Annotated in this window: 26 protein-coding genes; 5 read left to right on the top strand and 21 right to left on the bottom strand. The window is 69.3% G+C overall.

The genetic code is table 11. The features are described 5' to 3' along the window. Positions 1 to 21: 21 nt before the first annotated feature. The 5 genes from KV203_RS09380 to KV203_RS09360 form a co-directional block, all read right to left on the bottom strand. Entirely contained in the window at positions 22 to 627 is a 606-nt protein-coding gene (locus KV203_RS09380) for a riboflavin synthase (protein WP_066468324.1), read from the bottom strand. A gap of 5 nt (positions 628 to 632) precedes the next feature. Continuing rightward, positions 633 to 1,628: a bifunctional diaminohydroxyphosphoribosylaminopyrimidine deaminase/5-amino-6-(5-phosphoribosylamino)uracil reductase RibD gene (ribD, locus tag KV203_RS09375; RefSeq protein WP_066468322.1), complete on the bottom strand. Its 996-nt coding sequence runs from the start codon at positions 1,626 to 1,628 to the stop codon at positions 633 to 635. A 66-nt stretch (positions 1,629 to 1,694) separates the two neighbouring features. Then, complete coding sequence (locus KV203_RS09370; RefSeq protein ID WP_066468211.1) at positions 1,695 to 2,210, bottom strand: DUF3558 domain-containing protein; 516 nt, start codon at positions 2,208 to 2,210, stop codon at positions 1,695 to 1,697. Further along, the gene (locus tag KV203_RS09365) at positions 2,210 to 2,578 is read right to left on the bottom strand and encodes a hypothetical protein (protein ID WP_066468210.1); all 369 of its coding nucleotides are present in this window, start codon (positions 2,576 to 2,578) and stop codon (positions 2,210 to 2,212) included. The genes KV203_RS09370 and KV203_RS09365 overlap by 1 nt, the downstream gene beginning before the upstream one ends. Before the next feature lie 141 nt (positions 2,579 to 2,719). Next, a complete protein-coding gene (locus KV203_RS09360; RefSeq protein ID WP_066468321.1) occupies positions 2,720 to 3,295 on the bottom strand; it encodes a TetR/AcrR family transcriptional regulator in 576 nt (191 codons plus the stop codon). Between the two features lie 67 nt (positions 3,296 to 3,362). Here KV203_RS09360 and KV203_RS09355 point away from each other — a divergent pair, with 67 nt between their 5' ends. Genes KV203_RS09355 through KV203_RS09345 form a run of 3 tightly spaced genes read left to right on the top strand, consistent with a single transcriptional unit; the run spans position 3,363 to position 6,585 of the window. Continuing rightward, positions 3,363 to 4,283: a patatin-like phospholipase family protein gene (locus KV203_RS09355; RefSeq protein WP_246600831.1), complete on the top strand. Its 921-nt coding sequence runs from the start codon at positions 3,363 to 3,365 to the stop codon at positions 4,281 to 4,283. Beyond that, positions 4,280 to 5,119 (top strand): SDR family oxidoreductase, encoded by an 840-nt coding sequence (locus KV203_RS09350; RefSeq protein WP_066468208.1) that lies wholly within the window; start codon positions 4,280 to 4,282, stop codon positions 5,117 to 5,119. Before KV203_RS09355 ends, KV203_RS09350 begins: the two co-directional genes overlap by 4 nt. Continuing rightward, on the top strand, positions 5,116 to 6,585 hold the full coding sequence (locus KV203_RS09345; RefSeq protein ID WP_066468203.1) for a flavin-containing monooxygenase: 1,470 nt from the start codon (positions 5,116 to 5,118) through the stop codon (positions 6,583 to 6,585). The genes KV203_RS09350 and KV203_RS09345 overlap by 4 nt, the downstream gene beginning before the upstream one ends. On the opposite strand, the gene rpe is transcribed toward KV203_RS09345, so the two are convergent. From rpe to fmt, 4 genes are all read right to left on the bottom strand, one after another. Next, on the bottom strand, positions 6,586 to 7,260 hold the full coding sequence (gene rpe / locus KV203_RS09340; RefSeq protein ID WP_066468201.1) for a ribulose-phosphate 3-epimerase: 675 nt from the start codon (positions 7,258 to 7,260) through the stop codon (positions 6,586 to 6,588). 116 nt (positions 7,261 to 7,376) lie between these two features. After that, positions 7,377 to 8,396 carry an aldo/keto reductase gene (locus KV203_RS09335; protein WP_066468199.1) on the bottom strand — a complete coding sequence of 340 codons (1,020 nt, stop codon included), beginning with the start codon at positions 8,394 to 8,396 and terminating at the stop codon, positions 7,377 to 7,379. A 16-nt stretch (positions 8,397 to 8,412) separates the two neighbouring features. Continuing rightward, complete coding sequence (locus KV203_RS09330) at positions 8,413 to 9,837, bottom strand: RsmB/NOP family class I SAM-dependent RNA methyltransferase (protein ID WP_066468197.1); 1,425 nt, start codon at positions 9,835 to 9,837, stop codon at positions 8,413 to 8,415. A gap of 29 nt (positions 9,838 to 9,866) precedes the next feature. Further along, a complete protein-coding gene (gene fmt, locus KV203_RS09325; RefSeq protein ID WP_066468195.1) occupies positions 9,867 to 10,790 on the bottom strand; it encodes a methionyl-tRNA formyltransferase in 924 nt (307 codons plus the stop codon). Positions 10,791 to 10,938: 148 nt separating this feature from the next. Between fmt and KV203_RS09320 the strand changes: the two genes are divergently transcribed. After that, on the top strand, positions 10,939 to 11,145 hold the full coding sequence (locus tag KV203_RS09320) for a hypothetical protein (protein ID WP_066468193.1): 207 nt from the start codon (positions 10,939 to 10,941) through the stop codon (positions 11,143 to 11,145). Positions 11,146 to 11,149: 4 nt separating this feature from the next. Here the strand turns inward: KV203_RS09320 and KV203_RS09315 are convergent, their stop codons facing one another. From KV203_RS09315 to metK, 4 genes are all read right to left on the bottom strand, one after another. Then, complete coding sequence (locus KV203_RS09315; protein ID WP_066468191.1) at positions 11,150 to 12,148, bottom strand: esterase/lipase family protein; 999 nt, start codon at positions 12,146 to 12,148, stop codon at positions 11,150 to 11,152. Positions 12,149 to 12,259: 111 nt separating this feature from the next. After that, complete coding sequence (locus tag KV203_RS09310; protein ID WP_066468189.1) at positions 12,260 to 12,973, bottom strand: PadR family transcriptional regulator; 714 nt, start codon at positions 12,971 to 12,973, stop codon at positions 12,260 to 12,262. Between the two features lie 89 nt (positions 12,974 to 13,062). Then, entirely contained in the window at positions 13,063 to 15,090 is a 2,028-nt protein-coding gene (locus KV203_RS09305; RefSeq protein ID WP_174522024.1) for a primosomal protein N', read from the bottom strand. 3 nt (positions 15,091 to 15,093) lie between these two features. Beyond that, positions 15,094 to 16,308, bottom strand: a complete 1,215-nt coding sequence (gene metK, locus KV203_RS09300; protein ID WP_066468187.1) for a methionine adenosyltransferase — start codon at positions 16,306 to 16,308, stop codon at positions 15,094 to 15,096. A 126-nt stretch (positions 16,309 to 16,434) separates the two neighbouring features. Between metK and KV203_RS09295 the strand changes: the two genes are divergently transcribed. After that, entirely contained in the window at positions 16,435 to 17,295 is an 861-nt protein-coding gene (locus KV203_RS09295) for an MOSC domain-containing protein (protein WP_066468181.1), read from the top strand. On the opposite strand, the gene coaBC is transcribed toward KV203_RS09295, so the two are convergent. The 8 genes from coaBC to KV203_RS09255 form a co-directional block, all read right to left on the bottom strand. Next, positions 17,283 to 18,506 carry a bifunctional phosphopantothenoylcysteine decarboxylase/phosphopantothenate--cysteine ligase CoaBC gene (gene coaBC, locus KV203_RS09290; protein ID WP_066468180.1) on the bottom strand — a complete coding sequence of 408 codons (1,224 nt, stop codon included), beginning with the start codon at positions 18,504 to 18,506 and terminating at the stop codon, positions 17,283 to 17,285. The two genes, KV203_RS09295 and coaBC, sit on opposite strands and share 13 nt — an antisense overlap. 7 nt (positions 18,507 to 18,513) lie before the next feature. Then, complete coding sequence (rpoZ, locus tag KV203_RS09285) at positions 18,514 to 18,801, bottom strand: DNA-directed RNA polymerase subunit omega (protein ID WP_066468179.1); 288 nt, start codon at positions 18,799 to 18,801, stop codon at positions 18,514 to 18,516. 33 nt (positions 18,802 to 18,834) lie between these two features. Then, positions 18,835 to 19,440 carry a guanylate kinase gene (gene gmk / locus KV203_RS09280; RefSeq protein ID WP_246600822.1) on the bottom strand — a complete coding sequence of 202 codons (606 nt, stop codon included), beginning with the start codon at positions 19,438 to 19,440 and terminating at the stop codon, positions 18,835 to 18,837. An 8-nt stretch (positions 19,441 to 19,448) separates the two neighbouring features. Next, complete coding sequence (gene mihF / locus KV203_RS09275) at positions 19,449 to 19,769, bottom strand: integration host factor, actinobacterial type (protein WP_066468178.1); 321 nt, start codon at positions 19,767 to 19,769, stop codon at positions 19,449 to 19,451. A 165-nt stretch (positions 19,770 to 19,934) separates the two neighbouring features. Then, complete coding sequence (locus KV203_RS09270) at positions 19,935 to 20,462, bottom strand: DUF3558 family protein (RefSeq protein WP_157079714.1); 528 nt, start codon at positions 20,460 to 20,462, stop codon at positions 19,935 to 19,937. A gap of 98 nt (positions 20,463 to 20,560) precedes the next feature. After that, positions 20,561 to 21,391, bottom strand: a complete 831-nt coding sequence (gene pyrF / locus KV203_RS09265; RefSeq protein ID WP_066468316.1) for an orotidine-5'-phosphate decarboxylase — start codon at positions 21,389 to 21,391, stop codon at positions 20,561 to 20,563. Next, positions 21,391 to 24,693: a carbamoyl-phosphate synthase large subunit gene (gene carB, locus KV203_RS09260; protein WP_066468175.1), complete on the bottom strand. Its 3,303-nt coding sequence runs from the start codon at positions 24,691 to 24,693 to the stop codon at positions 21,391 to 21,393. The genes pyrF and carB overlap by 1 nt, the downstream gene beginning before the upstream one ends. Next, positions 24,693 to 25,325, bottom strand: a complete 633-nt coding sequence (locus tag KV203_RS09255; protein ID WP_169797473.1) for a DUF4276 family protein — start codon at positions 25,323 to 25,325, stop codon at positions 24,693 to 24,695. The genes carB and KV203_RS09255 overlap by 1 nt, the downstream gene beginning before the upstream one ends.

The raw sequence follows: 25,325 nt of genomic DNA, 5'->3' as shown, positions 1-25,325 counted from the left end.
GTCGACTCACAGTACGACCCGTCAGGCCCGCTGTCGGAGCCGCTCGACGTATTTTGCGATCACATCGACCTCGAGGTTCACCGTGGTCCCGGTCGGCAGGGCGCCGACGGTGGTGAGCTCCCGCGTCGTGGGAATCAACGAAACCTCCAACCAATCCGCACCCGGCTCGCCGCCCACCCCGGAAACGGTCAGCGAAACACCGTCCACGGTGATGGAACCCTTCTCGACCACGTACCGGGCCAGGTTGTCCGGCAGCGAGATCCGGACCACCTCCCACCGGTCGCCGGGGGTTCGGGAGAGCACCGCGCCGGTGCCGTCGACATGCCCCTGCACCAGATGCCCGCCGAGCCGGCTGTTCAGCGCGGCAGCCCGTTCGAGGTTCACCCGGGATCCGGCCACGAGTGCGCCGAGGCTGGACCGATCCAGTGTCTCCTTCATCACATCTGCGGTAAACGCGCCGTCGTCGAGCACGTCCACCACGGTCAGACATACCCCGTTCACCGCGATCGAGTCGCCGGGTTCGGCGTCCGAGGTGACCAACGGACCCCGGACGGTGAACCGCGCCGAGTCGCCGATCGGCTCCGCAGCTACCACCTCACCGAGTTCCTCGACGATGCCGGTGAACACGCGCATCACTCCTTATCGGTCGCGGGGACCAGGTTCAACAGGAGGTCGGGACCGATCGTCTCGACGCTCTCCCGGTGGAACCGCAACGCCTGCTCGATGCTTCCCACCCCGGCATTCTGCACCGCGGCCGCCCCGGCACCGAGCAGAACCGGCGCCAGATAGGCCTGCACGCGGTCGACCCGGCCGGCAGCCAGGAACGCACCGGCCAGGGTCGGCCCGCCCTCCAGCAGGATGTCGTTGCAGTCCGCGAGCGCGCTCAACACCGCGTCCGGATCACGGGTGCGGAGCAGCCGGGTCGGTGCGGCGTCGTCGAGCACCCGCGCGGTCGGCGGGATGGCTCGTTCGCCGACCACCACCCGAACCGGTTGCCGCTCGGCGAGGGAGCCGTCGGGCAATCGGGCGGTGAGCCACGGGTCGTCGCGGAGCACGGTGCCGGTGCCGACCACGATCGCGTCCCAGGTGGCCCGCTCGGCGTGCACCCGGGCGCGCGCGACGGGTCCGGTGATCCACCGGCTCGACCCGTCCGCCGCAGCGCTCCGCCCATCCAGACTGGCAGCGAACTTCCAGGTGACGTGCGGCCGCCCGGTCGCCTGTCGATGCAGCCAGGCGCGCAGCGGACCGCCCCGAACCTCGTCGGCGAGCAAGCCGGCCCGTACCTCGATGTCGGCGGCCCGCAGCCGATCGGCCCCGCCGGCCGCGAGCGGATTCGGGTCGGCGACCGCATACACCACCGCCGCCACCCCGGCAGCGATCAATGCCTCGGTGCAGGGTGGGGTACGGCCGTGGTGGTTGCACGGCTCGAGCGTGACGTAGGCCGTGCCGTCGCGCGCCCGATCCCCCGCTGCGGCCAGCGCCGCGACTTCCGCGTGCGGACCCCCGGGCGATGCCGTTGCCCCGACACCGACCACAACGCCGGCCACGTCGACGATTACTGCGCCAACCGGCGGGTTCGGACTGGTGGTGCCGCGCACCGTCGCCGAGACCTCGATCGCGGTCCGCATCGCGTCGGTAGGAGTGAGCGGCTCGTACACAGCGGACCAGGGTATCGGGCGCGCGGGCGGGCCGTCCTACCTCGGCATCCCGGCGACCAACACCTCCGCCACCCGGACGGCCCACACGCACATCGGGGTGGTCTGGTCTTGACCGAACGGCGAGCGCGCCACCTGCATCAGCATGATGCCGCCGGAGGCGAACGGAACGGCCAGATGACAGAACACCCCCCGCCGGTCACCCTCATCCCGGTACGTCACCCCGCTTCGGCCGGCGACCGTGACCTCGCGGAAGTCAATATTGTCGCCACCACGTAGCTGAGCCATTCGCGCAGTCGGCAGCGTCGACATGATCACGCCCACATCCAGGCCGGTCCAGCCGCAACTCTTTTCGCCGTGCCGATCAATGATCGGAGTGGAATTCTCCGTCATCGGATTCAGCATCGCCCCACTCAAAATGTCGTCCGTCAGCGAACACGGGTCCCACGGCGCCGGAGGCGGAGCTGTGATCGCGACGCCTGAGACTCGATCACCGCAGCCAGCCAAGACCAGCAGACCGACCAGCGCCGACAAGGCCCGGCGGCCGACGGGCACTACCAGCCCTGGCCCGGACCGACACGCGCCAGCGCTGCACCCGTCGCCGCGTCACTGGTCAAGGTCCCGACCACCTGTGCGCCGACCAGGTCATGGATTGCAGCCAGACACGTTATGTGCTCATCGATCCGCAGTAGGTACTGCTGCGTCGTCTCCGACAAGATCAGAGCCAGATCATGGGCGCACGCAAAGTTGCCTAGCGGAAGCACCTCGGTGAGGTGACTCATACGGTCGCGAAAACGAGTCAACTCGGCGATCGCGTCGGCACACGCCGCCGCACACTCCCTCGCCACCCCCGGCTCCAACACCAACCGCCCGGCCTTCGCCAAACCGGCCAACGCCAGAAAACCATCCACCCCATCACTCATCGCATCCCCCTATGCGATCCGAAACCCCCGACAACACCGAATGCTACCCCCGCTCACCCGCCCGTCCTCCGCTACCTGACGATCCGCGAGCGATACACCAAAATCCTTGTACCACTTCGCTGATCGGCGCCGAGGTGGGTGTCAAACGATGGCGAGCAGCCGAGTCGCGTCGACGATCCCGCGAACCGGCACCGCCGGGTCGACCGTGCGCAACATGCCCAGACCCACGCCCAGCGCGAGCAGAATCAACGCCGTCTCCGATTCCGGCAGTTGCCAGCTCACGTCGTCCATGCCGCCGAGTGCACCGGCCAGCATGCCGACCACGCTGTCCGCGCGGGCGGCCAACTCGGTGCGGAGCTCGTCGCTACGGGTGGAATGCACCGCGAACTCCAACTCCAGCGAGGTCCAGCCGGGGTCGCCGATCACCTGCTCGGCCCATTCGCCGAACGCGGCCAAACGGGTGTCCTGATCCGGCGCCGTGAACAAGGCCAGCAGTTCGCCGAAACGATCGGCGCGGACCCGTTCGAGCACCGCCGCGCACAGCTCGTCTTTGTTCCGGAAGTTCGAGTACACAGCGCCCTTGGAGTAGCCGGCCGCTTCGGCGACCTTCTCCAGCGACGTGGCGTGGAAACCCTCGGCGAAGAACAGCCGCCGTGCGGTCTCGATCAGCTGGGCACGCGTGCGCTCCTGGCTTTCGGTCCGGGTCAGTCGAGGCATGACCACAGCCTATTGACATACCATTGGTATCGCAATACTTTTGGTATCTGTACGAAAGGACGCAATGGTGCGACGCGGGCTGGTACTCGGATGCGGCGGAACGGTAGGCGGCGCGTGGCAGGTGGGCGCGCTGGCCGCGCTCGCCGCCGCGCTCGACTGGGATCCACGGACCGCCGACACGATCCTCGGCACCTCCGCCGGCGGAACCGCAGCGGCGATGCTCGGCAGCGGCGTTGCGGTGGACGAGATGGTCGCGGCCCAGCTGAACTCGACCGAGGCCCGCCCGTCGCTGCGCCGGTTCTTCGGCGATCCGCCCGCTCCGCTGCCGGCCCTCCCGTTCGGTCTACCGTCGCCGCGCACCACACTGGCCGGGCTACGCCGGGGCGCCGTGCATCTTGCCGCCGCCGGCTTTGCGTTACCCGGTCGCACCGATGCCGGCTTCTTGAACGAGCTGATCGACGACCTGCTGCCGTTCGGCGGCTGGGCCGGCCACCCCAGCGTCGGCATCGTGGCCACCGACGCCGACTCCGGGCAGCGCGTCGCATTCGGTCGACCCGGCGCACCGACCGTCCCGCTGCGGGACGCGGTACGCGCATCGTGGGCGATCCCCGGTTGGTATCCCCCGGTCACCCTCGCCGGTCGGCGTTACCTCGACGGCGGAGCCGTCTCCACCGCGTCGGCCGATCTGCTCGCCGGCGACCGGCTCGACGAGGTGATCATTGTGGCGCCGATGGCATCGTCCGACGGCGCTCGGGTTCCCGGGCCGGCCGGGATCGCAGAACTGCTGCTTCGCGCGCCGATGAGCTGGGCCTTGCGCCGGGAGGTCCGCACTCTCGCCGAGGCCGGCACCCCGGTCCGGCTGGTCTGCCCCGGTCGTGCCGAGCTCGACGCGATGGGAGCCAACTTCATGGACCCGCGCCGGCGGCTGCCCGCGCTGCATGCCGCGCTACGCCACGTACCAGCACAACTGAAACGGAGTCGGTCATGAGGTACCCGAGCATCGATCTGAACGGCGCGGTCGTCGCGGTCACCGGCGGCGGGCGCGGCATCGGCCGAGCGACCGCCGAACTGTTCGCCGCCGGACAAGCCGACGTATGGATCGGCGATCTGGACGCCGACGTCGCCGCCGCCACCGCCGCCGAGATCGGCGGGACCGGCCACGCCCTCGACGTGACCTCGGCCGAGTCCTTCGCCGAGTTCGTCGCCACGATTCTCGCCCGGCATCGGCGGATCGACATCCTGGTGAACAACGCCGGGATCATGCCGCTCGGCGACTTTCTCACCGAAGACCCCGCGATCAGCCGGGCAACCATGGACGTCAACGTCTTCGGCTTGATCCACGGCATGCGAGCGGTGCTGCCGCAGATGATCGAACGGCGACGGGGACACGTCGTCAACGTCGCCTCGATGGCCGGCAAGCTGGCCGTTCCGGGCTTGGCCGTGTACAACGCCAGCAAGTTCGCCGCGGTCGGGCTGAGCGCGGCGGTGCGCGAAGAGTACCGGGATACCGGGGTCAGCGTGACGACCGTGCTGCCGAGCGCGGTACGCACCCGGCTGACCACCGGAATTCCGCTGGGCAAGGGGATGCCGACGGTCGAGCCGCTCGACGTGGCGCGGGCGATCGTCGGCACCGTGGCGGACCGCCCGGCCGAGGTCACCGTACCCGGCTACCTCGCCGGCTGGAACTTGCTGGAGGCCGTCGTCCCGGAACCGGTGATGCAGTTGGGTCGCCGGCTGCTCGGCGACCGCCGCGGACTGACCGACCTCGCCGCCGAGAGTCGCGGTGACTACACCGCCGCCGTCGCAGCGCAGGCGCGACGATGACCGCCGAACGCGACCCGCGGATCATCGTGATCGGTGCCGGCGTCGCCGGTATCGCAACGGCGGTCACGTTGCAGCGAGCCGGCTTTCGCCGACTCACCATCCTGGAGAAGGGCTCGGCGGTCGGCGGGGTGTGGCACTGGAATCGCTACCCGGGCCTGACCTGCGACGTGCCGTCACAGCTCTACCAGTTCTCCTTCGCCCCCAAAACGGACTGGTCGCGCACGTTCGCCACCGGCGCCGAGATCCAGCATTATCTGGCCGATACCGCACACCGATTCGAGTTGGATCGCTATCTGCGGCTGAACGCCGAAGCGGTCGGCGCAGAGTACGGCGCCGACGGATGGCGGGTGCAGTTGGCCGACGGCGACGTACTGCACGCCGACTTCCTGATCTCGGCGACCGGGATCTTGCACCACCCGTCCACGCCCGATATTCCCGGCCTGGACAGCTTCGCCGGCGACGTCGTGCATACCGCTCGATGGCCGGACGGACTGGCCACAGCGGGCCGCCGGATCGCAGTGATCGGCACCGGATCGACCGGCGTGCAGGTGGTTTCGGCCCTGCAGCCCGATGCCGCGGCGGTGACCCACTTCGTCCGGACCCCGCAATGGGTGCTCTGGGCGCCGATGCGGTTGCCGCAACTGCCCGGCGTCGATGCCGTGCTGCGACTGCCGGGCGTCCATCGGCGGACCTACGACGCGTTGCTCTGGGGGTCGGGCTTCCTCGCCGACATCGTCACCAAACCGAGCTGGCGCCGACGGTTGGCGCAGGAATGCGCCCGGTTCAGCTTGCGCGCACAAGTGCGGGACCCGAACCTGCGGGACCGGCTCACCCCCATCGACGAACCCCTCTGCAAACGTCAGGTGATGTCCGACAGCTACTACAAGGCAATCGCGTCGCCCGGGAGCGAACTGGTGACCACCGAGATCGCCGAGATCACTCCCCTGGGCGTCCGGACCACGGACGACCGGTTGTACGAAGCGGACCTGTTGGTGTTGGCCACCGGATTCCGCACGCACGACTACATGCGACCGATGCAGCTGCTCGGGCGGGACGGGATGTCGATCGACGAGGCGTGGGCGAAGGGGCCGCGGGCCTACCGGACGACCGCGATTCCGGGCTTCCCGAACTTCTTCACCGTGCTCGGGCCGAACTCGCCGACCGCGTCGATCTCGCTGCAGTACACCGCCGAGCTCACCGCCCGTTACCTGGTGCAGTGGTTGCGCCGCTGGCAAGCCGAGGAATTCGATCGGATCGAAGTGACCGAGGAGGCGACCCAACGGTTCAACGACGAGGTCGCCGCGGCGCTCGGCCCGACCGTGTGGAACACCGGCTGCAACTCCTGGTACCTGACCGAGTCGGGTGGCATCGACCTGTTCCCGTTCGATCGCGCCCGGCTGACCGAGCTGTTGCGCGAACCCGACCCGCGCGATTTCCACCTGGAACGAACCCGATCAGCCGGGTGATCAGTGCAGGTGCGGCGAGGCTTCGCGGGCTCGCTCCCGCAGCTTGTGCACCGCCTCGGCGGGATCGGCGGCACCGTAGACGGCCGATCCCGCGACGAAGCAGTCCACCCCGGCCTCGGCCGCGGCCTCGATGGTGTCGGCGTTGATCCCGCCGTCGATTTCGACGACCAGGGTCAGTTCGCCCGCATCGACCAGGCGACGTACCGCCCGGGCCTTGTCGAGCACGTCGGGGATGAACGACTGCCCGCCGAAGCCGGGTTCGACGCTCATCACGAGCAGGGTGTCGAAGTCGCGCAGGATCTCCAGATAGGGCTCGATCGGGGTGCCCGGCTTCACGCTCAGCCCGGCCTTGGCACCGGCCGCGCGGATGTCCCGCGCGACCGCAACCGGGTCGTCGGTGGCCTCGGCGTGGATGGTGACGTTGTAGGCGCCCGCCTCCGCGTAACCAGGCGCCCAGCGGCCGGGATTGTCGATCATCAGGTGACAATCCAAGGGGATGTCGCTGGCCTTCAGCAGGCTCTCCACCACCGGCAGGCCGAGCGTCAGGTTCGGCACGAAATGTGCATCCATCACGTCGACGTGCAGCCAATCCGAACCGGCGACCGCGGCCGCCTCGTCGGCGAGCCGGGCAAAATCGGCGGCGAGCAGGGACGGTGCGATGAGTGGAGCAGGCATCGGGCGAGTCTATTCCGGCCTGCTCGGTCGGCGGAAAGAAGTTCGTCCGCCGAGCGGCCCTTCACCGTGGCACAGTCGGATCAGCGGGTGCCTGAACGGTGTCCGGTTCTCGCCGCTCAGCGGCGGCGGCGGTCTGCCCGCAGTTCGTGATCGCCGTAGCTGTTGTCCACCGGGTTGACCGTGACCCCGGGCGCCACGATCTGATCGATACGGTCCAGGACATCGTTGCTCAAGGTGATGTCGGCGGCCGGGAGGAACCCCTCCAGCTGCGCCATGGTTCGCGGGCCGATGATGGCCGCGGTCACCCCGGGGTGGTTCGTCACGAACGCGACGGCCAGCTCGATCAGGGTCAGACCGGCTTGTTCGGCGAGCTCGGCGAGCTCCGCCACGGCGTCGAGCTTGCGCTGGTTACCCGGCGTCGTCAGGTCGAAGCGGGCAGGCGGACGAGCCGCCGATGTCGGGGCGGCCGCCGACTCCTTGCGCCACCGACCCGAGAGCCAGCCACCGGCCAGCGGGCTGTAGGTGAGCGTGCCCATGCCGTGCCGCTGCACCGTCGGGAGCACGTCCTCCTCGATTCCGCGCACCAGCAACGAGTACGGCGGCTGCTCGGTGACGAACCGGTGCAGGTTCCGGTCGCGGGCGACCCACTGCGCCTCGACGATCTGCGACCCCGAGTAGGAGGACGACCCGATGTACCGCACCTTTCCCTGAACGATCAGGTCGGACAGGGCGCCGAGAGTTTCCTCGACGTCGGTGTCGGGGCTGGGTCGGTGGACCTGGTAGAGATCGATGTGGTCGGTGCCCAGGCGGCGCAGCGAGCTCTCGACCGCCCGGATGATCCAGCGGCGCGAGCCGCCCCGCATGTTCGGGTCGTCCGCGTCCATCGGCATGAAGAACTTGGTGGCGAGGAACACGTTCTCGCGGCGGCCCTTGATCGCAGCACCCACGATCTGCTCGGACACTCCTGCGGAGTAGACGTCGGCGGTGTCGACGATGTTGATCCCGGCGTCGAGCGCGCGGTGCACGATGCGGATCGCGTCGGCCCGATCATCATTGCCCCACGGCCCGAACATCATGGCGCCCAGGCAGAGTGGGCTGACCCGCACTCCGGTGCGGCCGAGCGGTCGATACTCCATGCGCATTCCCTTCCGATTACGGCTTGCGCAGCGCCGCGATGAACATCGCGTCGGTGCCGTGCCGATGCGGCCACAGCTGCACTGCCGGGCCGTCCCCGACGTCCGGAACTCCCGGCAGCAGTGCCGGGGTGTCCAGCTCGATCAGGCCGAACCGGCGGATCGCGTCGCGGGTGACGGCGACCGTCTCGGCCAGATGCGGCGAACAGGTCGCGTACACCACGACGCCCCCCGGCCGAAGCAACCCGACCGCCGCCGCGAGCAGCTCGCGTTGCAGGCGGCCGAGAGCGGATACGTCGTTCGGGCTGCGGCGCCAACGCGCCTCCGGCCGGCGGCGCAGCGCCCCCAGCCCGGTGCACGGGGCATCGACCAGAATCCGGTCGTAGCCCGGGGTGAGCCCGGACGCCCGCCCGTCCGCGACGAGTACCCGGACCGGGAGATCACGGCAAGCCGACCGGACCAACTCGGCGCGATGTTCGGCCGGTTCTACCGCGTCCACCTGGTATCCGTGCATTGCCGCGAGCGCGCCGAGCAGCGCCGCTTTACCGCCGGGTCCGGCGCACAGATCGAGCCACCGCCCCTGGTCCGGCCCGGACAATTCAGCGCCCGCAAGCGCCGACACGACCAACTGGGAGCCTTCGTCCTGCACCGCGGCCCGGCCGTCGCGCACCGGCGCGAGGTCGGCCGGATCGTCCCCACCGGCATACACCGCGTACGGCGACCAGCGTCCGCGCTGCCCGTCGGCCAGCTCGACGAGTTCGTCGACCGAGACTCGGCCCGGCCGTGCGATCAGGTGCACGACGGGCGCGACGTTGTCGGCGGCCAACGCGTCGGCCAGCTCGCCGGCCCGGGCGCCGAGCGCGTCGGCGAACACCTGCGCGATCCAGACCGGGTGGGCGTGGGCGAAGGCCGATCGGCCGACCGGATCGGTCGGCGCCAGCCGCGCCACCCAGTCGTCCGCGTCGTGCTCGGCCACCCGACGTAACACCGCGTTGACGAAACCCGAACGGCCGATCCCGAACTCGGCCCGGGCCAGCTCGACGGTGGTGTTCACCGCGGCATGCGCACCGATCCGGGTGCGGAGCAGTTGATAGGTGCCCAGGCGTAGCAGGTCCAGGATCGGACCGTCGATCCGATCCAGCGGGCGATCGGCACAGGCGGTGATCACCGCATCCAGCAGTCCCTGCGTCCGGCACGCCCCGTAGGCCAGCTCGGTGGCCAGTGCGGCGTCCCGGCCGGCGATCCGGCGGTCCCGCAGCAAGCCGGGCAACACCAGGTTGGCGTATGCGTCGCGCTCGCGGACGGCGCGCAACACATCACGCGCCGCCGCACGAACCGGGTCGCCGGCCGACTCCGACTCGGCTGTCTCCGGGCGCGGCGGGCGAGCCGGGCGGCCGCGCTGCGGCCCGCCGGGTCGGCGACGATTCGCCGGACGTTGCGTCATGCAATACCACCGTTACTGGAAGGCCATATCTACCGGAAGGCCGTGTCGTCGGACAGCCGGGCGCCACGAGCCCAGTCGAGCGCGTTCATCATCTTCTTACCCGGCGGCTGCACCTGATCCAGCCGGACCGCCGCGGTGCCGGTACCGACGAACACCCCGTCGCGGGTCACCTCGATCCGGCCCGGCGGCAGGGTGCGCTCGCCGGGGACCGCCGGACCCACCTTGATCCGATTGTCGGCCAGCGTGGTCCAGGCGCCGGGCGCCGGAGTGACCGAGCGGATCTGCCGATCCACCGCCAACGCAGGGCGATCCCACCGAATCCGCGCGGCGGCCGCGGTGACCTTCGGTGCGTAGGAGACGCCGTCGGTCGACTGGGGAACCGGCGCCGCCGTCCCGGCCGCCACCGTGTCCATCGTCGCGGCGAGCAGGTCGGCCCCCGACTCGGCGAGCCGAGCGAGCAGCTTGCCGGCGGTGTCCCACGGCCGAATCGACTCGGTCACCACCCCGTATACGGGCCCGGTGTCGAGAGCGGGTTCGATCCGGAAGGTGCTTGCGCCGGTGAAGTCGTCACCGGCGGCGATCGCAGCCTGGACCGGCGCCGCCCCGCGCCACGCCGGCAGCAGCGAGAAATGCAGGTTGATCCAGCCGTACCTGGGTATGTCGAGCAATCCGGCAGGCAACAGAGCGCCATAAGCGACGACCGGGCAACAGTCCGGTGCCAGCTCGGCCACCTGCTCGGCGAACCCCGGTTCGGCCGGACGCTGCGGCATGAGCAACGGAATATCGTACTCGTCGGCAAGCTGCCCGACCGGCGACCGAGTCACCCGTCGACCGCGTCCCGCCACCGCATCCGGCCTGGTCAGCACCGCAACCACGGAGTGCGAAGACGATGTGAGCAGCCGCCGCAGCGCGGGCACGGCCGGCTCGGGGGTGCCGGCAAAGATCAGTCGCATCGGGCCGGTCCATCGACGATCACTCGGACAGTCTAGTAACCGTGACGTGGCAAACACGCAGCCACAAGCGGTGTACAGCACCGGCCGGTCCGTGTTGACTGACCAACGGCCACTCCGGCCACTTGCGATACACGTCTATGGAGGAACTGTGGCGGGATTCGAGAACAAGCTGGACAAGGCGTACGAAGACAAGCCGGTCGAGGAGCTCGCGAAGGCCCCGGTCGCCGCACTGCAGGGCATCAGTGACGCCAAGGCGGAACTGCTGTTGCAAGCGTTGGGCGTGCGGACGATCGCCGATCTGGGCACCAACAAGTACTTCCTCTGGGCCCAGGCGATCGCCAAACTGGCCGAATAGTCGCTCAGTTGTAGGTCGCCTCGATCAGTTCGGCGATGCCGGTGCCGAGCGGCACCGGCACGCACGGCGCGGTCCGCGGGCGGGCCGCGTCCAGGGTGGTCAACAGGAGATCGATCACGTACGGGTCGTAGACCAGATGGAAATGCCCGGTCAAATCGACCGGGCACGAGTCCTGCAGCACGATGTTCGTCGCGCCGGGTGACCGTAGTGCCGCGTTGTCGGCCGGCTGGATCACTTCGTCGTACCGACTACCGATCGTCGTGTACTCCACCCCCGCGACCGTGTCCCCCCCGGCGTTGAGGTCGTCGAGCAACGGCGAGCCCTGAACCTGCTGTACCGCCGCGACCGAGACCAGCTGCGTGGCCACGTCCAGCGCACCCGGTATCGCCTGGGCGATCGGCACGGCGCCGTAGAGCACGCCGCCGTACGTGGGCGAGGCCAGGCCGATCCAGCGGGCTACCGAGGCCGCGCCGCCGAGCCGGTTGACATACAGCCGGGCAACGGTCGCCCCTTGCGAGTAGCCGATCAGGTCGACCCGCGGCGCACCGGTCTCGGCACGGACACGCGCAACGAAGTCGGCAACCTGGTAAGCGCTTCGGGTGATGTCTTCGGTGCCGAACGAGTCCTCGCCGGGCCGACCGCCGTAATTGACCGCGAACGGGCAATAGCCCGCCGAGCGCAGCCGCGGCGAGATAGCGGCCCAGTCCGAATAGGCATTCGCATCGGTGCCGTGCAACAGCACCACCGGGCGGCTGTGATCCTTGCTCCGGCAGGAGAAGTCGTTGGCGCCGGGCGGCGCGGTGCCGGGGTGGTCCCGGGCGTAACGTGCCGCAGTTCCGTGTCCGTTCTGCGGCGGCCCGGGCCGCATCGGCACTTCGGCAATGCTGGCCGGCAGCGGCGCGGGATAGATCCCGGGTAACGAATCAGCGGTCGGCCCAGCGCGGGCGACGAGCGGTAGTAAGATCACAACCGACGCAGCAATCACAGCTGAAACAGGCAGCATCGTGCGTGTCGGACAAGACGGCCTGACCCTCCATCGGCGTTGCACGCCGAAGAGTATCGACCTTCGGCGTGCCTACCGGTAGTCGGTCGTTCGGTAGGCACGCCGATCGGTTCACTCGGCGGTCGGGTCGACCGGCCCCGACGGGGCCGGGTCATCGGTGTCGGCTTCGTCTTCGGCCAGCAGTCGGTAGAGCGCCTTGCGCGTGTCGATCAGGATCTGCCGAGCCCGCGCTGCCTGCTCGGCATCACCGACCATGGCAACCTGGGCGACGGCTCCCATCACCGTGCCGGTCAACGCACGCAGATCGACCTCTTTGTCGTCGACCCCGTCGGCAACTTCTGCCCACGGGTCGCCGAGTTCGGTCCGATGCTCGGCCACGTAGGTCTCACCTTCGGTGGTGAGCTTCGCGGTCTTGCGCCCGGACACCTTCTCGATCAGCACCAATCCCTCGTCTTCCAATTGAGCGAGCGCAGGGTAGATCGATCCCGGACTGGGCCGCCACAGGTCGTTGCTGCGGCGGCGGATCTGCTGGATCAGCTCGTAGCCGTGCCGCGGCTCCTCGGCGAGCAGTAGCAGCACCGCTGCTCGCACGTCGCCACGCCGTCCGCGACCGCCCCGGCCGCGTCCGCGACCGAAGCCGGGACCGCCGGGCCCGAAACCGCGCCCCGGCCCGAACCCGGGACCGCCGAATCCGGGACCGAAGCCCGGCCGGCCGAAGCCCTCCGGACCGCCGTGCCGCTGATGCTCGCGGATACGCTCCCGCATCGCCTTCCGACCTTTCGACCGGAAATCTCGTTCGGTGAAGTCTGTCTCCGGGTATTCCATGTCAGCCTCCTTCAGGCTCGTTATTGAACGTACTAACGACGATATATCGTCAATGCATCGACTGCAAGTCCCGGTAACGATCGGTCGGGTCAGCCGAAATCGATCGGGTCGATCTGCACGCGGAGTGGGCCGCCGTCTCGTCGCGCACTGCGTGCGCGGACCGCGGCGCCGAGGGCTTCGGCGAGCGCCGGACCGGAGGTCTTGGCCACGCGCAGCAGCGTCCGCTCGATGTCGGCCGGCTCCGCGGTCGCAGACCCGCCATCGTCCGCTGCAAACGGTTTCCGGGCCCCCGGCGGGAGCGGCACCGGCCCGAGCTGCTCGGTTCCCGGCGGCAATTCGGCGACCTCGAGCAGCGCCGCAATCGTTCGCGCGGTGCCATCGATCGCCGCGACCCGCACCGCCGGCGGGAAGGCGAGTTCGACGCGCTCGGCCAGCTGGGCGGCGGCGTGCCCGGCCGGATCCCAGCGGACCAACGCCTGCACCGTGGGATCGCCCGGATCGGCGCCGACGATCACCCGGCCACCTGCCCCGGCCGGCCGCACCAGCGCCGCAGCCGCCATCCAGCGTCGCAATGTCTGCTCGGCAGCGCGCAGATCCGCCCGGCCGAGCAGCGTCCAGCCGTCGAGCAGCAGGGCTGCGCCGTACCCGGTCGGCGCCACCGGCTCGGCGCCGATCGTCGCCACGACGAGCTGTGCCCCCTCGGCGATCGTGTCCGATACGACGAGCTCCTCGGCACCGGTCGACCCGCCCGGGCGGCCCGATGCGACGACCGGGACGCCGGGAAACGCTCGGCCCAGCTCTTCGGCGGTGCGCGCGGCACCCACCGCCACGGCGCGCAGGATCCGTGACCCGCAGACCGCGCAGCGAAAGTTCGGCTCGGCGATACCGCACCAACGACACGTCGGCGCGGCTGCGTCCCCGGCCGCAGGGAGGGCAAGCGGACCATGGCAGCGTCGACAACGAGCGGGAGCGCGACACTTCGCGCAGGCGAGCGCCGGCAGATACCCGCGGCGCGGCACCTGCACCAGCACCGGCGCGTCGGCTGCCAGGGCAGCTCGGACCGTCGCGAACGCCACCGCCGGAATCCGGTCCTGAGCCGCCCGCGGGTCGCGTTCGAGCGCGATGTCGCTGTCGCCGGGAGCGGTGATCGTCGGGGCGGCCGCCCGCACCACCGACCGGGGCGCCAGCAGGTCGTGTGCCCAGCCGGAGGCGACCAACGACGCCACCTCGGCAGTGCGCGCGAACCCACCGGCCAGGAATGCCGCACCGGTCGCGTGCGCGCGCAGCAACGCCACCTCGCGGGTGTGCGGATAGGGGGCACGCGGCTCGGCGTAACCGGGGTCGCCGTCGTCCCAGATCGCGATCAAGCCGAGGTCGGGGACCGGCGCAAACACCGCGCTGCGGGTACCGACCACGATCCGCGCGCTCCCCCGCAACGCGGCCAGCCAACGTCGATACCGCGCCTGCGGCCCCAACCCGGCGGCCAGCGCAACCACCGGATCCGGGCCGGCCAGCGCGGTGCAGGCGGCCAGCACGCGATCCAGGTCGCGTTGGTCGGGTACCACCAACACCACACCGGCACCGGCCGCGGCAGCGGTCGCGGCGGCCTCGGCCAGCCGCTGCGGCCAGTCTTCCCCGGGTAGCGCCTGCCAGGCAGCCCGCGGCGATCGGCGCTCGGCCAGGGCGGTCAGGAAGGCGTTGCCGTGTGCGTAGCGCGCCCAGGTATCGCCCGCAACCGTCGGAGGCACCACCGACACCGGCGCGGGCGACGCAGCGTTCTCGGCCCGACCGTGCCGGGGTGGGATCGCCAACCGCAGCACGTCGGCCCGGGTGCCCGCATAGCGGGTCGCCACCGCGTCGACGAGCGCGTGGATCTCCGGCGTCAGTACCCGCTCGACCGAGACCACCCGATGCAACGGCGCGAGTTCACCCGGATGGTCGGACCGATCGAGCCGGTCCAGCAGGAATCCGTCGACCGATCGGCCGGCGAACCGGACCCGGACTCGAACCCCGGGCTGGGCGATCTCGTCCAGGTCGGCCGGCACCAGATAGTCGAACTCCCGATCGAGATGCGGTACCGGTAGCAGCGGGAGAATGCGAGCTACCGGTCGATCCACGGACTACACGCCGGCAGCGGCGCGCAGCTTGTCGGCGCGGTCGGTCTGCTCCCAGGGCAGGTCGATATCGGTCCGACCGAAGTGGCCGTACGCGGCGGTGGGCGCGTAGATCGGTCGGAGCAGGTCGAGATCGCGGATGATCGCCCCCGGTCGCAGGTCGAACACCTCGGTGATCGCCGCCGAGATTCGATCCGGATCGACCTTCTCCGTGCCGAACGTCTCGACGAACAACCCGACCGGCGCAGCCTTGCCGATCGCGTATGCCACCTGCACCTCGATCCGATCGGCCAGGCCGGCGGCCACGGCATTCTTCGCGACCCAGCGCATGGCGTACGCCGCGGAGCGGTCCACCTTCGACGGGTCTTTTCCGGAGAACGCTCCACCACCGTGTCGGGCGAAGCCGCCGTAGGTGTCCACGATGATCTTGCGGCCGGTCAGCCCGGCATCGCCCATCGGACCGCCGAGGACGAATTTGCCGGTGGGGTTCACCAGCAGCCGGACGTCGCTGGTGTCCAGGCTGGGTAGCGCCAGCTCGGTGAGCACATGATCGAGCACCTCCCGCCGGATGTCGGGAGTGAGCAGGTTGTCCAGGTCGATGTCGGCGGCGTGCTGGGTGGAGATCACCACCGTGTCCAACCGGACCGCCTGGTGGTCGCGATACTCGATGGTCACCTGGGTCTTGCCGTCCGGCCGGAGATACGGCAGGACGCCGTCCTTGCGCGCCGCCGCGAGCCGGCGCGAGAGGCGGTGCGCCAGCGCGATCGGCAGCGGCATCAGCTCGGGGGTCTCGACGGTGGCGTAGCCGAACATCAGGCCTTGGTCACCGGCACCCTGCCGGTCGATGTCGTCGTCGGAGACGCCCTCGACCCGGGCCTCGTGCGAATGATCCACGCCCTGGGCGATCTCCGGTGACTGGGCCCCGATCGCGATGTTGACCCCGCAGGAGTTTCCGTCGAAGCCCTTGGCCGACGAGTCGTAGCCGATATCGAGTACCCGTTCCCGAACGATCTTCGGGATGTCGGCGTAGGCCGACGTGGTGACCTCACCGGCGACATGCACCTGACCGGTGGTCACCAACGTCTCGACCGCTACCCGGCTGTGGGGGTCGTCGGTGAGCAATGCGTCCAGGATCGAGTCGCTGATCGCGTCACATATCTTGTCCGGGTGTCCTTCGGTAACGGACTCACTGGTGAACAGACGACTACCCGAACTGGACACAAACTTTCTCCATCTCTCGATCTACGAAGGCTCGATACGAATACGCTGCGATAGGCACCCCAGCAGTGCAGTCGACGAGCACGAGCCCTTTTGGAAACCACGATAGCGGGCAGCCACGATGAGGGCATGACCGCACGATTGGGTGCCATCCATCGTTACCCGGTGAAGTCCACTCGAGGCGAGTCACCGAGCAGTGCGGTGGTCGAGCCCTGGGGGTTGCGCGACGACCGACGCTGGGCTCTCGTCGACCGAGACGGCCGCGCGGTCACCGCACGGACGCACCAGACCCTGCTCCTGGTGTCGGCGCGATGCACCGCGACCGGGATCACCGCGAGCGCGGCCGGGCGCGACGATCTGACCGTGCCGTTTCCTACCGGGCCGGTCGAGCCGGTGCGCCATTTCCGGAAAACGATGATGACGGTGCCGGCCGGCCGATCGGCCGACACCTGGTTCACCGAGCTGCTCGACGAGCCGGTACGGCTGATGTATCAGGCCGACCCACGAACCCGGCCGGTCGATCCGGAATTCGGCCGGCCCGACGATCGGGTCTCCCTGGCCGACGGCTATCCCCTGCTGCTGGCCAGCACCAGCTCGCTGGCCGCGCTGAACGCGTGGATCGCCACCGGTCCGTACGCGGCCGAAGGACCGATGGACATGCGCCGATTCCGACCGAATCTGGTGGTCGACGGCGCACCGGCCTGGGCCGAGGACGACTGGCGTCGAATCCGAATCGGCGCCGCCGAGTTCCGCGTGGTGAAGGGGTGTAATCGCTGCGTGCTGACCACCGTCGACCCGGACACTGCCGCACGCGGCCGAGAGCCGTTGGTCACGCTGGCCCAGCACCGGCAGTGGGACCGCAGCGTATGGTTCGCCAGCAATCTCATCCCGGATAATCCCGGCGTCCGGCTGACCGTCGGCGACGAATTGACCGTGCTGGAGTCCGCGGCGCGCCGACGCCCCGTCGACGCCGCAGATCAGGACAATTGACCCGCGACGGCGTCCAGCACTCGGCTGGACATCAACGCCTTGGAGCCGAACTCGAGCGGGGTCTGGGTGCCGTCGGCGGCGAGCAGCCAGCCGTCGTTGTCGTCCACCTCGAATGCTCGCCCCTCCCCTACTGCGTTCACCACCAGCAGATCACAGCCCTTGCGGGCCAGTTTGGCCCGCGCGTACTCCAGGACCGAGCCATGGTCGTCGCCGGTTTCCGCAGCGAATCCGACGATCACCGTCGACGGTGCCAGCGCCCCGTCGCGGCGGGCCTGCACCAGACCCGCCAAGATGTCGGCGTTCTTGGTCAGCGCGATCGTATCCGGCTCCCGCTCACCCTTCTTGATCTTGGCAGCGGCGACCGTCGACGGCCGGAAATCCGCCACGGCGGCCGACATCACCACCGCATCGGCCCCGGCTGCGTGCTTGTTCACCGCCACCCGCAGTTGCTCGGCGGTACTGACATGCACGACCTCGACCGCCGCCGGATCGGCCAGACCGGCGGTGTGCGCGGCGACCAGCGTCACCGACGCGCCCCGTTGCGCGGCGAGCCGAGCGATTGCGTAGCCCTGCTTACCGGAGCTGCGATTACCGAGGAACCGGACCGGGTCCAGCGGCTCCCGGGTCCCGCCGGCGGAGACCACGAACCGGCGTCCGACCAGGTCACGGGGTACCGCATCCGAGCGCTCCAACAGCAACGTCGCCAGTCCGTAGATCTCCGTCGGCTCCGGCAGCCGTCCCGGACCGGTATCGGTACCGGTCAGCCGGCCGGCCGCGGGTTCGAGCACCACCGCACCACGCGCCCGCAATGTCGCCACGTTCGCGACGGTGGCCGGGTGCTCCCACATCTCGGTGTGCATGGCCGGCGCGAAGAGCACCGGGCAGCGGGCGGTAAGCAACGTCGCGGTAAGCAGATCGTCGGCGCGACCGGTCGCGGCGCGGGACAACAGGTCCGCGGTCGCCGGCGCGATCACGACGAGATCGGCGTCTTGACCGATCCGTACGTGCGGTACCTGCGCTACGTCGGCGAAAACGCCGGTATGTACCGGGTTACCGGACAAGGCTTCGAAGGTGGCCCGCCCGACGAACTCGAGTGCGGCCTCGGTGGGAATCACCCGGACCCGATGGCCCGATTCGGTGAACGACCGGATCAGCGCGCAAGCCTTGTACGCCGCGATCCCGCCGGCGACCCCGACGACGATCCCGGACACTCGCGTTCTACTCGCCTTCGGTGTGTTCGAGCAGGTCGGAGTGGATCTCGCGGAGCGCGATCGACAACGGCTTCTCCTGCAGACCCGGCTCGACCAGCGGCCCGACGTACTCCAGGATGCCGTCGCCGAGCTGGTTGTAATAGTCGTTGATCTGGCGGGCCCGCTTGGCCGAATAGATCACCAACGCGTACTTCGAGGAGGTGCGCTCGAGCAGCTCGTCGATCGGCGGATTGGTGATGCCGAGCGGAGTGTCGTACGCCGGCGCCGCGGCCTTGCTGTCGGACGTGCTGCTCACTCGTATAACTCCTGGGGTCGACTCGGGAAAGCTTTACCGGGCGCGCGTCGTCCGCGACGACGGCCCGACCAGTAAGGATACCAATTCATCGCAGGTCCGTTTCACCTCGTCGTTGATCACGACCAGGTCGAACTCGGTGCGCGCGGCCATCTCGATCCGCGCGGTCTCCAACCGACGGCCCATCGTCTCGGGTGTCTCGCTGCCCCGCGCCATGATCCGCGCTGCCAGATCTTCGAAGGTCGGCGGCTGCATGAACACACTCAACGCGTCCGGCACCGATCGCATCACGTTGCGTGCGCCGGCCAGGTCGAGCTCGAGCAACACCGAATGTCCCGCCGCGAGCGCAGCCAGGACCGGCGCCTTCGGCGTCCCGGAACGGTGCAGGCCACGGTGGATCTCGGCCCACTCCAAGAATTCACCGGCCGCGATCATCGCGTCGAATTCGGCCCGGCTCACGAATCGGTAGTGTTCACCGTCGACCTCGCCCGCCCGAGCAGCGCGAGTGGTCGCCGAAACACTGAAGAACAGATCTGGCAGCTGCTCACGTACGCAGCTCACCACAGTCGACTTACCGACGCCCGAGGGGCCGGCAAGTACGACCAGCCGACCCCCCTGAGCATCGCCGATGCCGGCGCGCACCTGCTCCGTCAGCCTTCGAAACCGAACTTGTCCAGCAGGGCCTTACGTTGCCGCTCGCCGAGACCGCGCAATCTGCGGGTCGGAGCGATCTCCAGCTCGGTCATGATCTCCTGAGCCTTCACCTTGCCCACCTTGGGCAGCGCCTCGAGCAGGGCGGAAACCTTCATCTTGCCGAGGATGTCGTCCTGATCGGCATCGGCCAGCACCTGCTTCAAATCGGTACCGCCACGCTTGAGCCGTTCCTTGAGCTCGGCCCGGGCGCGACGAGCGGCAGCCGCCTTCTCCAGAGCAGCGGCACGCTGCTCGTCGGTCAACTGGGGAAGGGCCACGATTCCTCCGTATCAATCGTTCTACACACCTGGTCGCACACCGCCGGTCACCGGCAGCCCCTGCGACGGTACCCACGGTAGTCCGGCTTGGCGAACTCACCCCACAGGTCACGGCACGAATGCGGGGTGTGTCGGAGCGCTTCCGCGCCCGCGCGGACGGCCCGCTCAGCCGGCCGGAATCTGCGGCGCAATCTTGTTCGCCAACGCAACAGCTTCACCGTTCACCTCGTCGGCGGAACCGAGTCGGGCCACCTGGACCGAGTTGTTCCGCTTGCCGGCCGCGAACTCGACCTGACCTCCGCCGACGAACCGCATCCCGTCGGGGCCGGGTTCGGCCGTGATCCCGTCCGGCAGCGGCGGGAGCGTGCCGTTGATCGCCGTGTCGGTATCGCCGATCATCACCGTGACCGATTCGTAGGACTGCGAGTTCGTCCACACACAGGACGGTGCGTCCGGATCGGTGCTGGTCGGCTTGCCGCCGTCGTTCTCGCCGATCAGCGGCGTGATGTCCGCCGCGGTGAGCAACGCACACGCGTCGACGACCGGTCCCGCGGGCGACACGCCGCCGGACTCGGCCACCGCCGAACCCGAATCCGAGGCACCCGAATCCGATGCGGCGGAGTCGCTCGAACATCCGGCCGCCGCTGCCGCAACCAGACCCGCTGCCAGGAAAACGAAAACAGAACTACGCATGGAACGACGATAGTGCGCCGGCCGAGAGATACGACCGTGTCCGAGATACGACCGTGTCCGAGATACGACCGTGTTCAGGATACGACCGTGTCCGGGAGTCAAGTCGGCAGGAAACCGAACGCCGCGCCGATCCGGTCCGCGGCTGCCTGCAGCTGCGACACCCCGGGACCCGCTCGCAGCAGCTCCCGCGACACGCTGGGCAGCACCCCCGGCAAGTCGCCGGCCAGGCGACGCACCTCGGCCGGGCCGGCTCCCTGGTACCCCACTCCGGGGAGCAGGATCGGCCCGTTCAACGCGTGCAGATCGGGTGCGTCGGACACGGTGGCGCCCACCACCACGCCGATCGAGCCGAGCGTTGCGGTGTCGGCATTGCGCGCCGCTGCCGCATCGACGATCGACTGCGCCACGGTGCACCCTGCGCCGACCACGGCCTGCTGCACTGCGATCGCCTCCGGGTTCGACGTCGCCGCCAGCACGAAGACGCCCCGACCGCGTGCCCGCGCCACCTGCAGTGCCGGGGCGAGCGCGTCGAAGCCCAGGTAGGGCGACAGGGTGACAGCGTCCGCAACGAGCGGACCGTCTCCCAGCCAGGCCCGCGCGTACGCCGCCATGGTCGAGCCGATGTCACCCCGCTTGGCATCCGCCAGCACCAGCGTGTCGGCGGCCCGCAGCGCGGCGACGGTCCGCTCCAGGACGGCCAGCCCGGCCGCGCCGTAGGCCTCGAAGAACGCCACCTGCGGCTTCACCAGGGCGACCCGGCCGGCGAACGCCTCGACGCAGATGTCGGCGAACGCCGCCAGCCCGGCAACGTCGTCGGTCAGTCCCCAGGCGGCCAGCAGCTGCGGGTGTGGATCGATCCCGACACAGAGCGAGCCGTGCCGATGCAGCGCGGCGCGCAGCCGAGCGCCGAATGCGTCGGTCGGCTCGATCACGGCCGCAACGCCGCGTGCAGCTGTTGCAGCGACCGCACCCCCACCGCGCCGCCGATCCCCGCCTCGATACCCTGCACCGCGGCCGCAGCACCCTGCACCGTGGTGATGCACGGAATGTTCGCGCCGACCGCGGCACTGCGGATCTCGTAACCGTCCACCCGCGGCCCGGAGTTGCCGAACGGCGTGTTGATCACCATCTGTACCTCGCCGGCCTTGATCCGGTCCACGATGTCCGGCTCACCGTCGGCTTCCTGGGACACCTTGCGGACGTGCTCGCACGGAATCCCGTTACGCCACAACATCTCCGCGGTCCCCTCGGTGGCCAGGACGCGGAATCCGAGGTCGTGCAACCGCTTCACCGGGAACACCATCGCCCGCTTGTCCCGGTTCGCCACCGATACGAACACCGTCCCGCTGGTCGGCAACGGTCCGTATGCCGCGGTCTGCGACTTGGCGAACGCGGTACCGAAATCGGTGTCGATCCCCATCACCTCACCGGTCGACTTCATCTCCGGCGACAACAGCGAGTCCACCCCGGAGCCGTCGGCGCGGCGGAATCGGTTGAACGGGAGCACCGCCTCCTTCACGGCGATCGGCGCGTCCGCGGCGGCGCTGCCGCCGTCCCCTTCCGCGAGCAGCATGCCCTCGGCGCGCAGTTCGGCGATCGTCGCACCGAGCATGATCCGGGCAGCCGCTTTGGCCAACGGGACCGCGGTCGCCTTCGACACGAACGGCACCGTGCGGCTGGCCCGCGGATTCGCTTCCAGCACATACAGCGCGTCGTCCTTGAGCGCGTACTGGACGTTGAGCAGGCCGCGGACGCCGATCCCGTGGGCAAGCGCCACGGTGGACCGGCGGACCGCATCGATGTCGGCGCGACCGATCGTCACCGGCGGCAGCGCACACGCCGAGTCACCGGAATGGATACCGGCCTCCTCGATGTGTTCCATCACCCCGCCCAGGTAGACCTCGGTGCCGTCGCAGAGCGCGTCGACGTCGATCTCGATCGCATCCTCCAGGAACCGGTCCACCAGCACCGGGTGCGCCGGGTTCAGCTCCGTGGCCCGGGTGATGTAGCCCTCCAACGCGGACTCGTCGTAGACGATCTCCATCCCGCGCCCGCCCAGCACGTACGACGGGCGGACCAGCACCGGGTAGCCGATCTCGGCGGCGATCCGCTTGGCCTGCTCGACGTTGGTGGCGGTGCCGTACTTCGGCGCCGGCAGACCGGCAGCGAGCAGCACGTCACCGAACTCGCCGCGGTCCTCGGCCAGGTGGATCGCGGCGGCGCTGGTCCCGACCACCGGAACGCCGGCGTCGGTGAGCCGCTGTGCCAGCCCCAACGGCGTCTGTCCCCCGAGCTGGACGATCACCCCGGCGATCGTCCCCGACTCGGCTTCGGCGTGGTAGACCTCGAGCACATCCTCGAAGGTGAGCGGCTCGAAGTAGAGCCGATCGGCGGTGTCGTAGTCGGTGGAGACGGTCTCGGGGTTGCAGTTCACCATCACCGTCTCGTACCCGGCCGCCGACAGCGTCTGCGCGGCATGGACGCAGGAGTAGTCGAACTCGATGCCCTGGCCGATCCGGTTCGGCCCGGAGCCGAGGATCAGCACCTTCGGTCGCTCCCGTTGCGGCGCCACCTCGCTTTCGGCCGCCGGATCGAGCTCGTAGGTCGAATAGTGATACGGGGTGCGCGCTTCGAATTCGGCGGCACAGGTGTCGACGGTCTTGAACACCGGCCGCACCCCGAGCCGATGGCGCAACGTGCGCACCCCGTCCTCCCCGGCCAGCTCCGGGCGCAGCGCCGCGACCTGCCGATCGGACAGGCCCGCGTGTTTCGCCCGGCGCAACAACGACTCGTCCAGCACCGGCGCCTGCTCGAGCTCGTCGTGCAGTTCGACCAGGCCGGCGATCTCGGCCAGGAACCATGGGTCCACCCCGGAGGCCTCGTGCACCGCTTCGATGCTCGCACCGGCCCGCAGCGCGCGCTCCATCTGGTAGATCCGCCCCTCGGTGGGCACCCGCAGGTCGGCCAGGATCTCGTCGGTGGTCTGCGCCGGGTCGGGCACGGTCCAGAATCCGGCGGCCTTGGTCTCCAGCGAGCGCAACACCTTGCCCAGCGCTTCGGCGAAGTTGCGACCCAGGCTCATCGCCTCACCGACCGACTTCATCGTGGTGGTCAGCGTCGGGTCGGCCCCGGGGAACTTTTCGAACGCGAACCGCGGTGCCTTCACCACGACGTAGTCGAGGGTCGGCTCGAAGCAGGCCGGGGTCTCCCCGGTGATGTCGTTGACGATCTCGTCGAGGGTGTAACCGATCGCCAGCTCGGCCGCGATCTTGGCGATCGGGAATCCGGTCGCCTTCGAAGCCAGGGCCGACGAACGGGACACCCGAGGATTCATCTCGATCACGATCAGCCGGCCGTCGGCCGGATTCACCGCGAACTGGATGTTGCAGCCGCCGGTGTCCACGCCGACCTCACGCAGGATCGCGATGCCCAGGTCCCGCAGCTTCTGGTACTCGACGTCGGTCAGGGTGAGTGCGGGCGCCACGGTCATCGAATCGCCGGTGTGCACACCCATCGGGTCGATGTTCTCGATCGAGCAGACGACGACCACGTTGTCCCGGCCGTCGCGCATCAGCTCGAGTTCGTACTCCTTCCAACCCAGGATCGACTCTTCGATCAGCACGTTCGCGGTGGGGCTGGCGGCCAGCCCGCCGCCGGCGATCCGCTCCAGATCGGCGTCGTCGTAGGCCATCCCCGAGCCCAGTCCGCCCATCGTGAAGCTGGGTCGCACAACCACCGGAAAGCCCAGCTCGGCGACCGTCTCGCGGACCTCGGCCATGGTGAAGCAAACGCGGGAACGCGCCGACTCACCGCCCACCTTCGCGACGATGTCCTTGAACTTCTGCCGGTCCTCGCCTCGTTGGATCGCCTCGAAGTCGGCCCCGATCAGCTCGACGCCGTACTTGTCCAGCACACCGCGCTCGTGCAACGCGACCGCGGTGTTCAGCGCGGTCTGCCCGCCGAGCGTGGCCAGAATCGCATCCGGCCGTTCCGCCGCGATCACCTGCTCGACGAACTCGGCGGTGATCGGCTCGACGTAGGTGGCGTCGGCGAACTCGGGATCGGTCATGATCGTCGCCGGATTCGAGTTCACCAGCGAGACCCGCAGCCCCTCGGCGCGCAACACCCGGCACGCCTGAGTACCCGAGTAGTCGAACTCGCAGGCCTGGCCGATCACGATCGGACCCGAGCCGATCACCAGGATGTGGGACAGATCGGTGCGCTTCGGCATCAGTGCATCTCCTCTACCGCGACCAGTCGCCGCACTCCGTCACGAAAGGCGCGAAAGCTCGGTGAGTGGTTGTTCTCGACGTCCATGTGTGCGGCGATGTCCGCGGCGGCGGTGGTTTTCACAAGACGTCCCTTGTGGTAGCCGGCCTTGTTCAGAATTCGCTCCAGCTCGTCCGCCGCGCCGACGACGTCGTCGGGGGCCCGAAGCTTCGACCGGGCCAGGTGGATCTTCGGATTGACCCTCGGGTATGCCGAGCAGATGGCCGACACGTCGCCTAGGAACCATGCTTCGAGCTCTTCCACGGCTATCCGAACCATAACGGTCGGCGCGTCGTGTCTCGGCCGCTCGGACGTCGACCATTCGGCGTCCTCGGCTCGTCGTGCGATCCGGCTCCGGAGCTTGCGGCAATCTTCGATGTCCCGGTCGACTACCACAACGACGGCGCCGTCGAGACGCCGTACATGGCTTCGAAGACCACGCAGTGTTGTCGTCAACTTCTTCTCGATGTCTGTCTTTCCGTCGAACGAACGAACAGCAAAGGACAGGTCGGGGGCGATCCGCGGAATGATGATCTTCATCACCGTGGCGGTCGAGCGATCCTCGACGAGAAGCTCGAGGTGCGAGACCGCCAC

It is taken from the genome of Skermania piniformis, from assembly GCF_019285775.1.
Classification (GTDB): Bacteria; Actinomycetota; Actinomycetes; order Mycobacteriales; family Mycobacteriaceae; genus Skermania; species Skermania pinensis.
The sequence above is the reverse complement of the archived record's forward strand: the minus strand, read 5'-3'. Positions and strand labels throughout refer to the sequence as shown.

Excerpts from the sequence above, each read along its gene's own strand:
- KV203_RS09345 (WP_066468203.1), top strand. The coding sequence starts at position 5,116 with ATGACCGCCGAACGCGACCCGCGGATCATCGTGATCGGTGCCGGCGTC.
- fmt (WP_066468195.1), bottom strand. The coding sequence starts at position 10,790 with ATGCGACTGATCTTTGCCGGCACCCCCGAGCCGGCCGTGCCCGCGCTG.
- KV203_RS09295 (WP_066468181.1), top strand. The coding sequence starts at position 16,435 with ATGACCGCACGATTGGGTGCCATCCATCGTTACCCGGTGAAGTCCACT.
- ribD (WP_066468322.1), bottom strand. The coding sequence starts at position 1,628 with ATGCGGACCGCGATCGAGGTCTCGGCGACGGTGCGCGGCACCACCAGT.
- KV203_RS09270 (WP_157079714.1), bottom strand. The coding sequence starts at position 20,462 with ATGCGTAGTTCTGTTTTCGTTTTCCTGGCAGCGGGTCTGGTTGCGGCA.
- KV203_RS09365 (WP_066468210.1), bottom strand. The coding sequence starts at position 2,578 with ATGAGTGATGGGGTGGATGGTTTTCTGGCGTTGGCCGGTTTGGCGAAG.
- KV203_RS09350 (WP_066468208.1), top strand. The coding sequence starts at position 4,280 with ATGAGGTACCCGAGCATCGATCTGAACGGCGCGGTCGTCGCGGTCACC.
- KV203_RS09335 (WP_066468199.1), bottom strand. The coding sequence starts at position 8,396 with ATGGAGTATCGACCGCTCGGCCGCACCGGAGTGCGGGTCAGCCCACTC.
- KV203_RS09310 (WP_066468189.1), bottom strand. The coding sequence starts at position 12,973 with ATGGAATACCCGGAGACAGACTTCACCGAACGAGATTTCCGGTCGAAA.
- rpe (WP_066468201.1), bottom strand. The coding sequence starts at position 7,260 with ATGCCTGCTCCACTCATCGCACCGTCCCTGCTCGCCGCCGATTTTGCC.
- carB (WP_066468175.1), bottom strand. The coding sequence starts at position 24,693 with ATGCCGAAGCGCACCGATCTGTCCCACATCCTGGTGATCGGCTCGGGT.
- KV203_RS09360 (WP_066468321.1), bottom strand. The coding sequence starts at position 3,295 with ATGCCTCGACTGACCCGGACCGAAAGCCAGGAGCGCACGCGTGCCCAG.
- KV203_RS09315 (WP_066468191.1), bottom strand. The coding sequence starts at position 12,148 with ATGCTGCCTGTTTCAGCTGTGATTGCTGCGTCGGTTGTGATCTTACTA.
- KV203_RS09330 (WP_066468197.1), bottom strand. The coding sequence starts at position 9,837 with ATGACGCAACGTCCGGCGAATCGTCGCCGACCCGGCGGGCCGCAGCGC.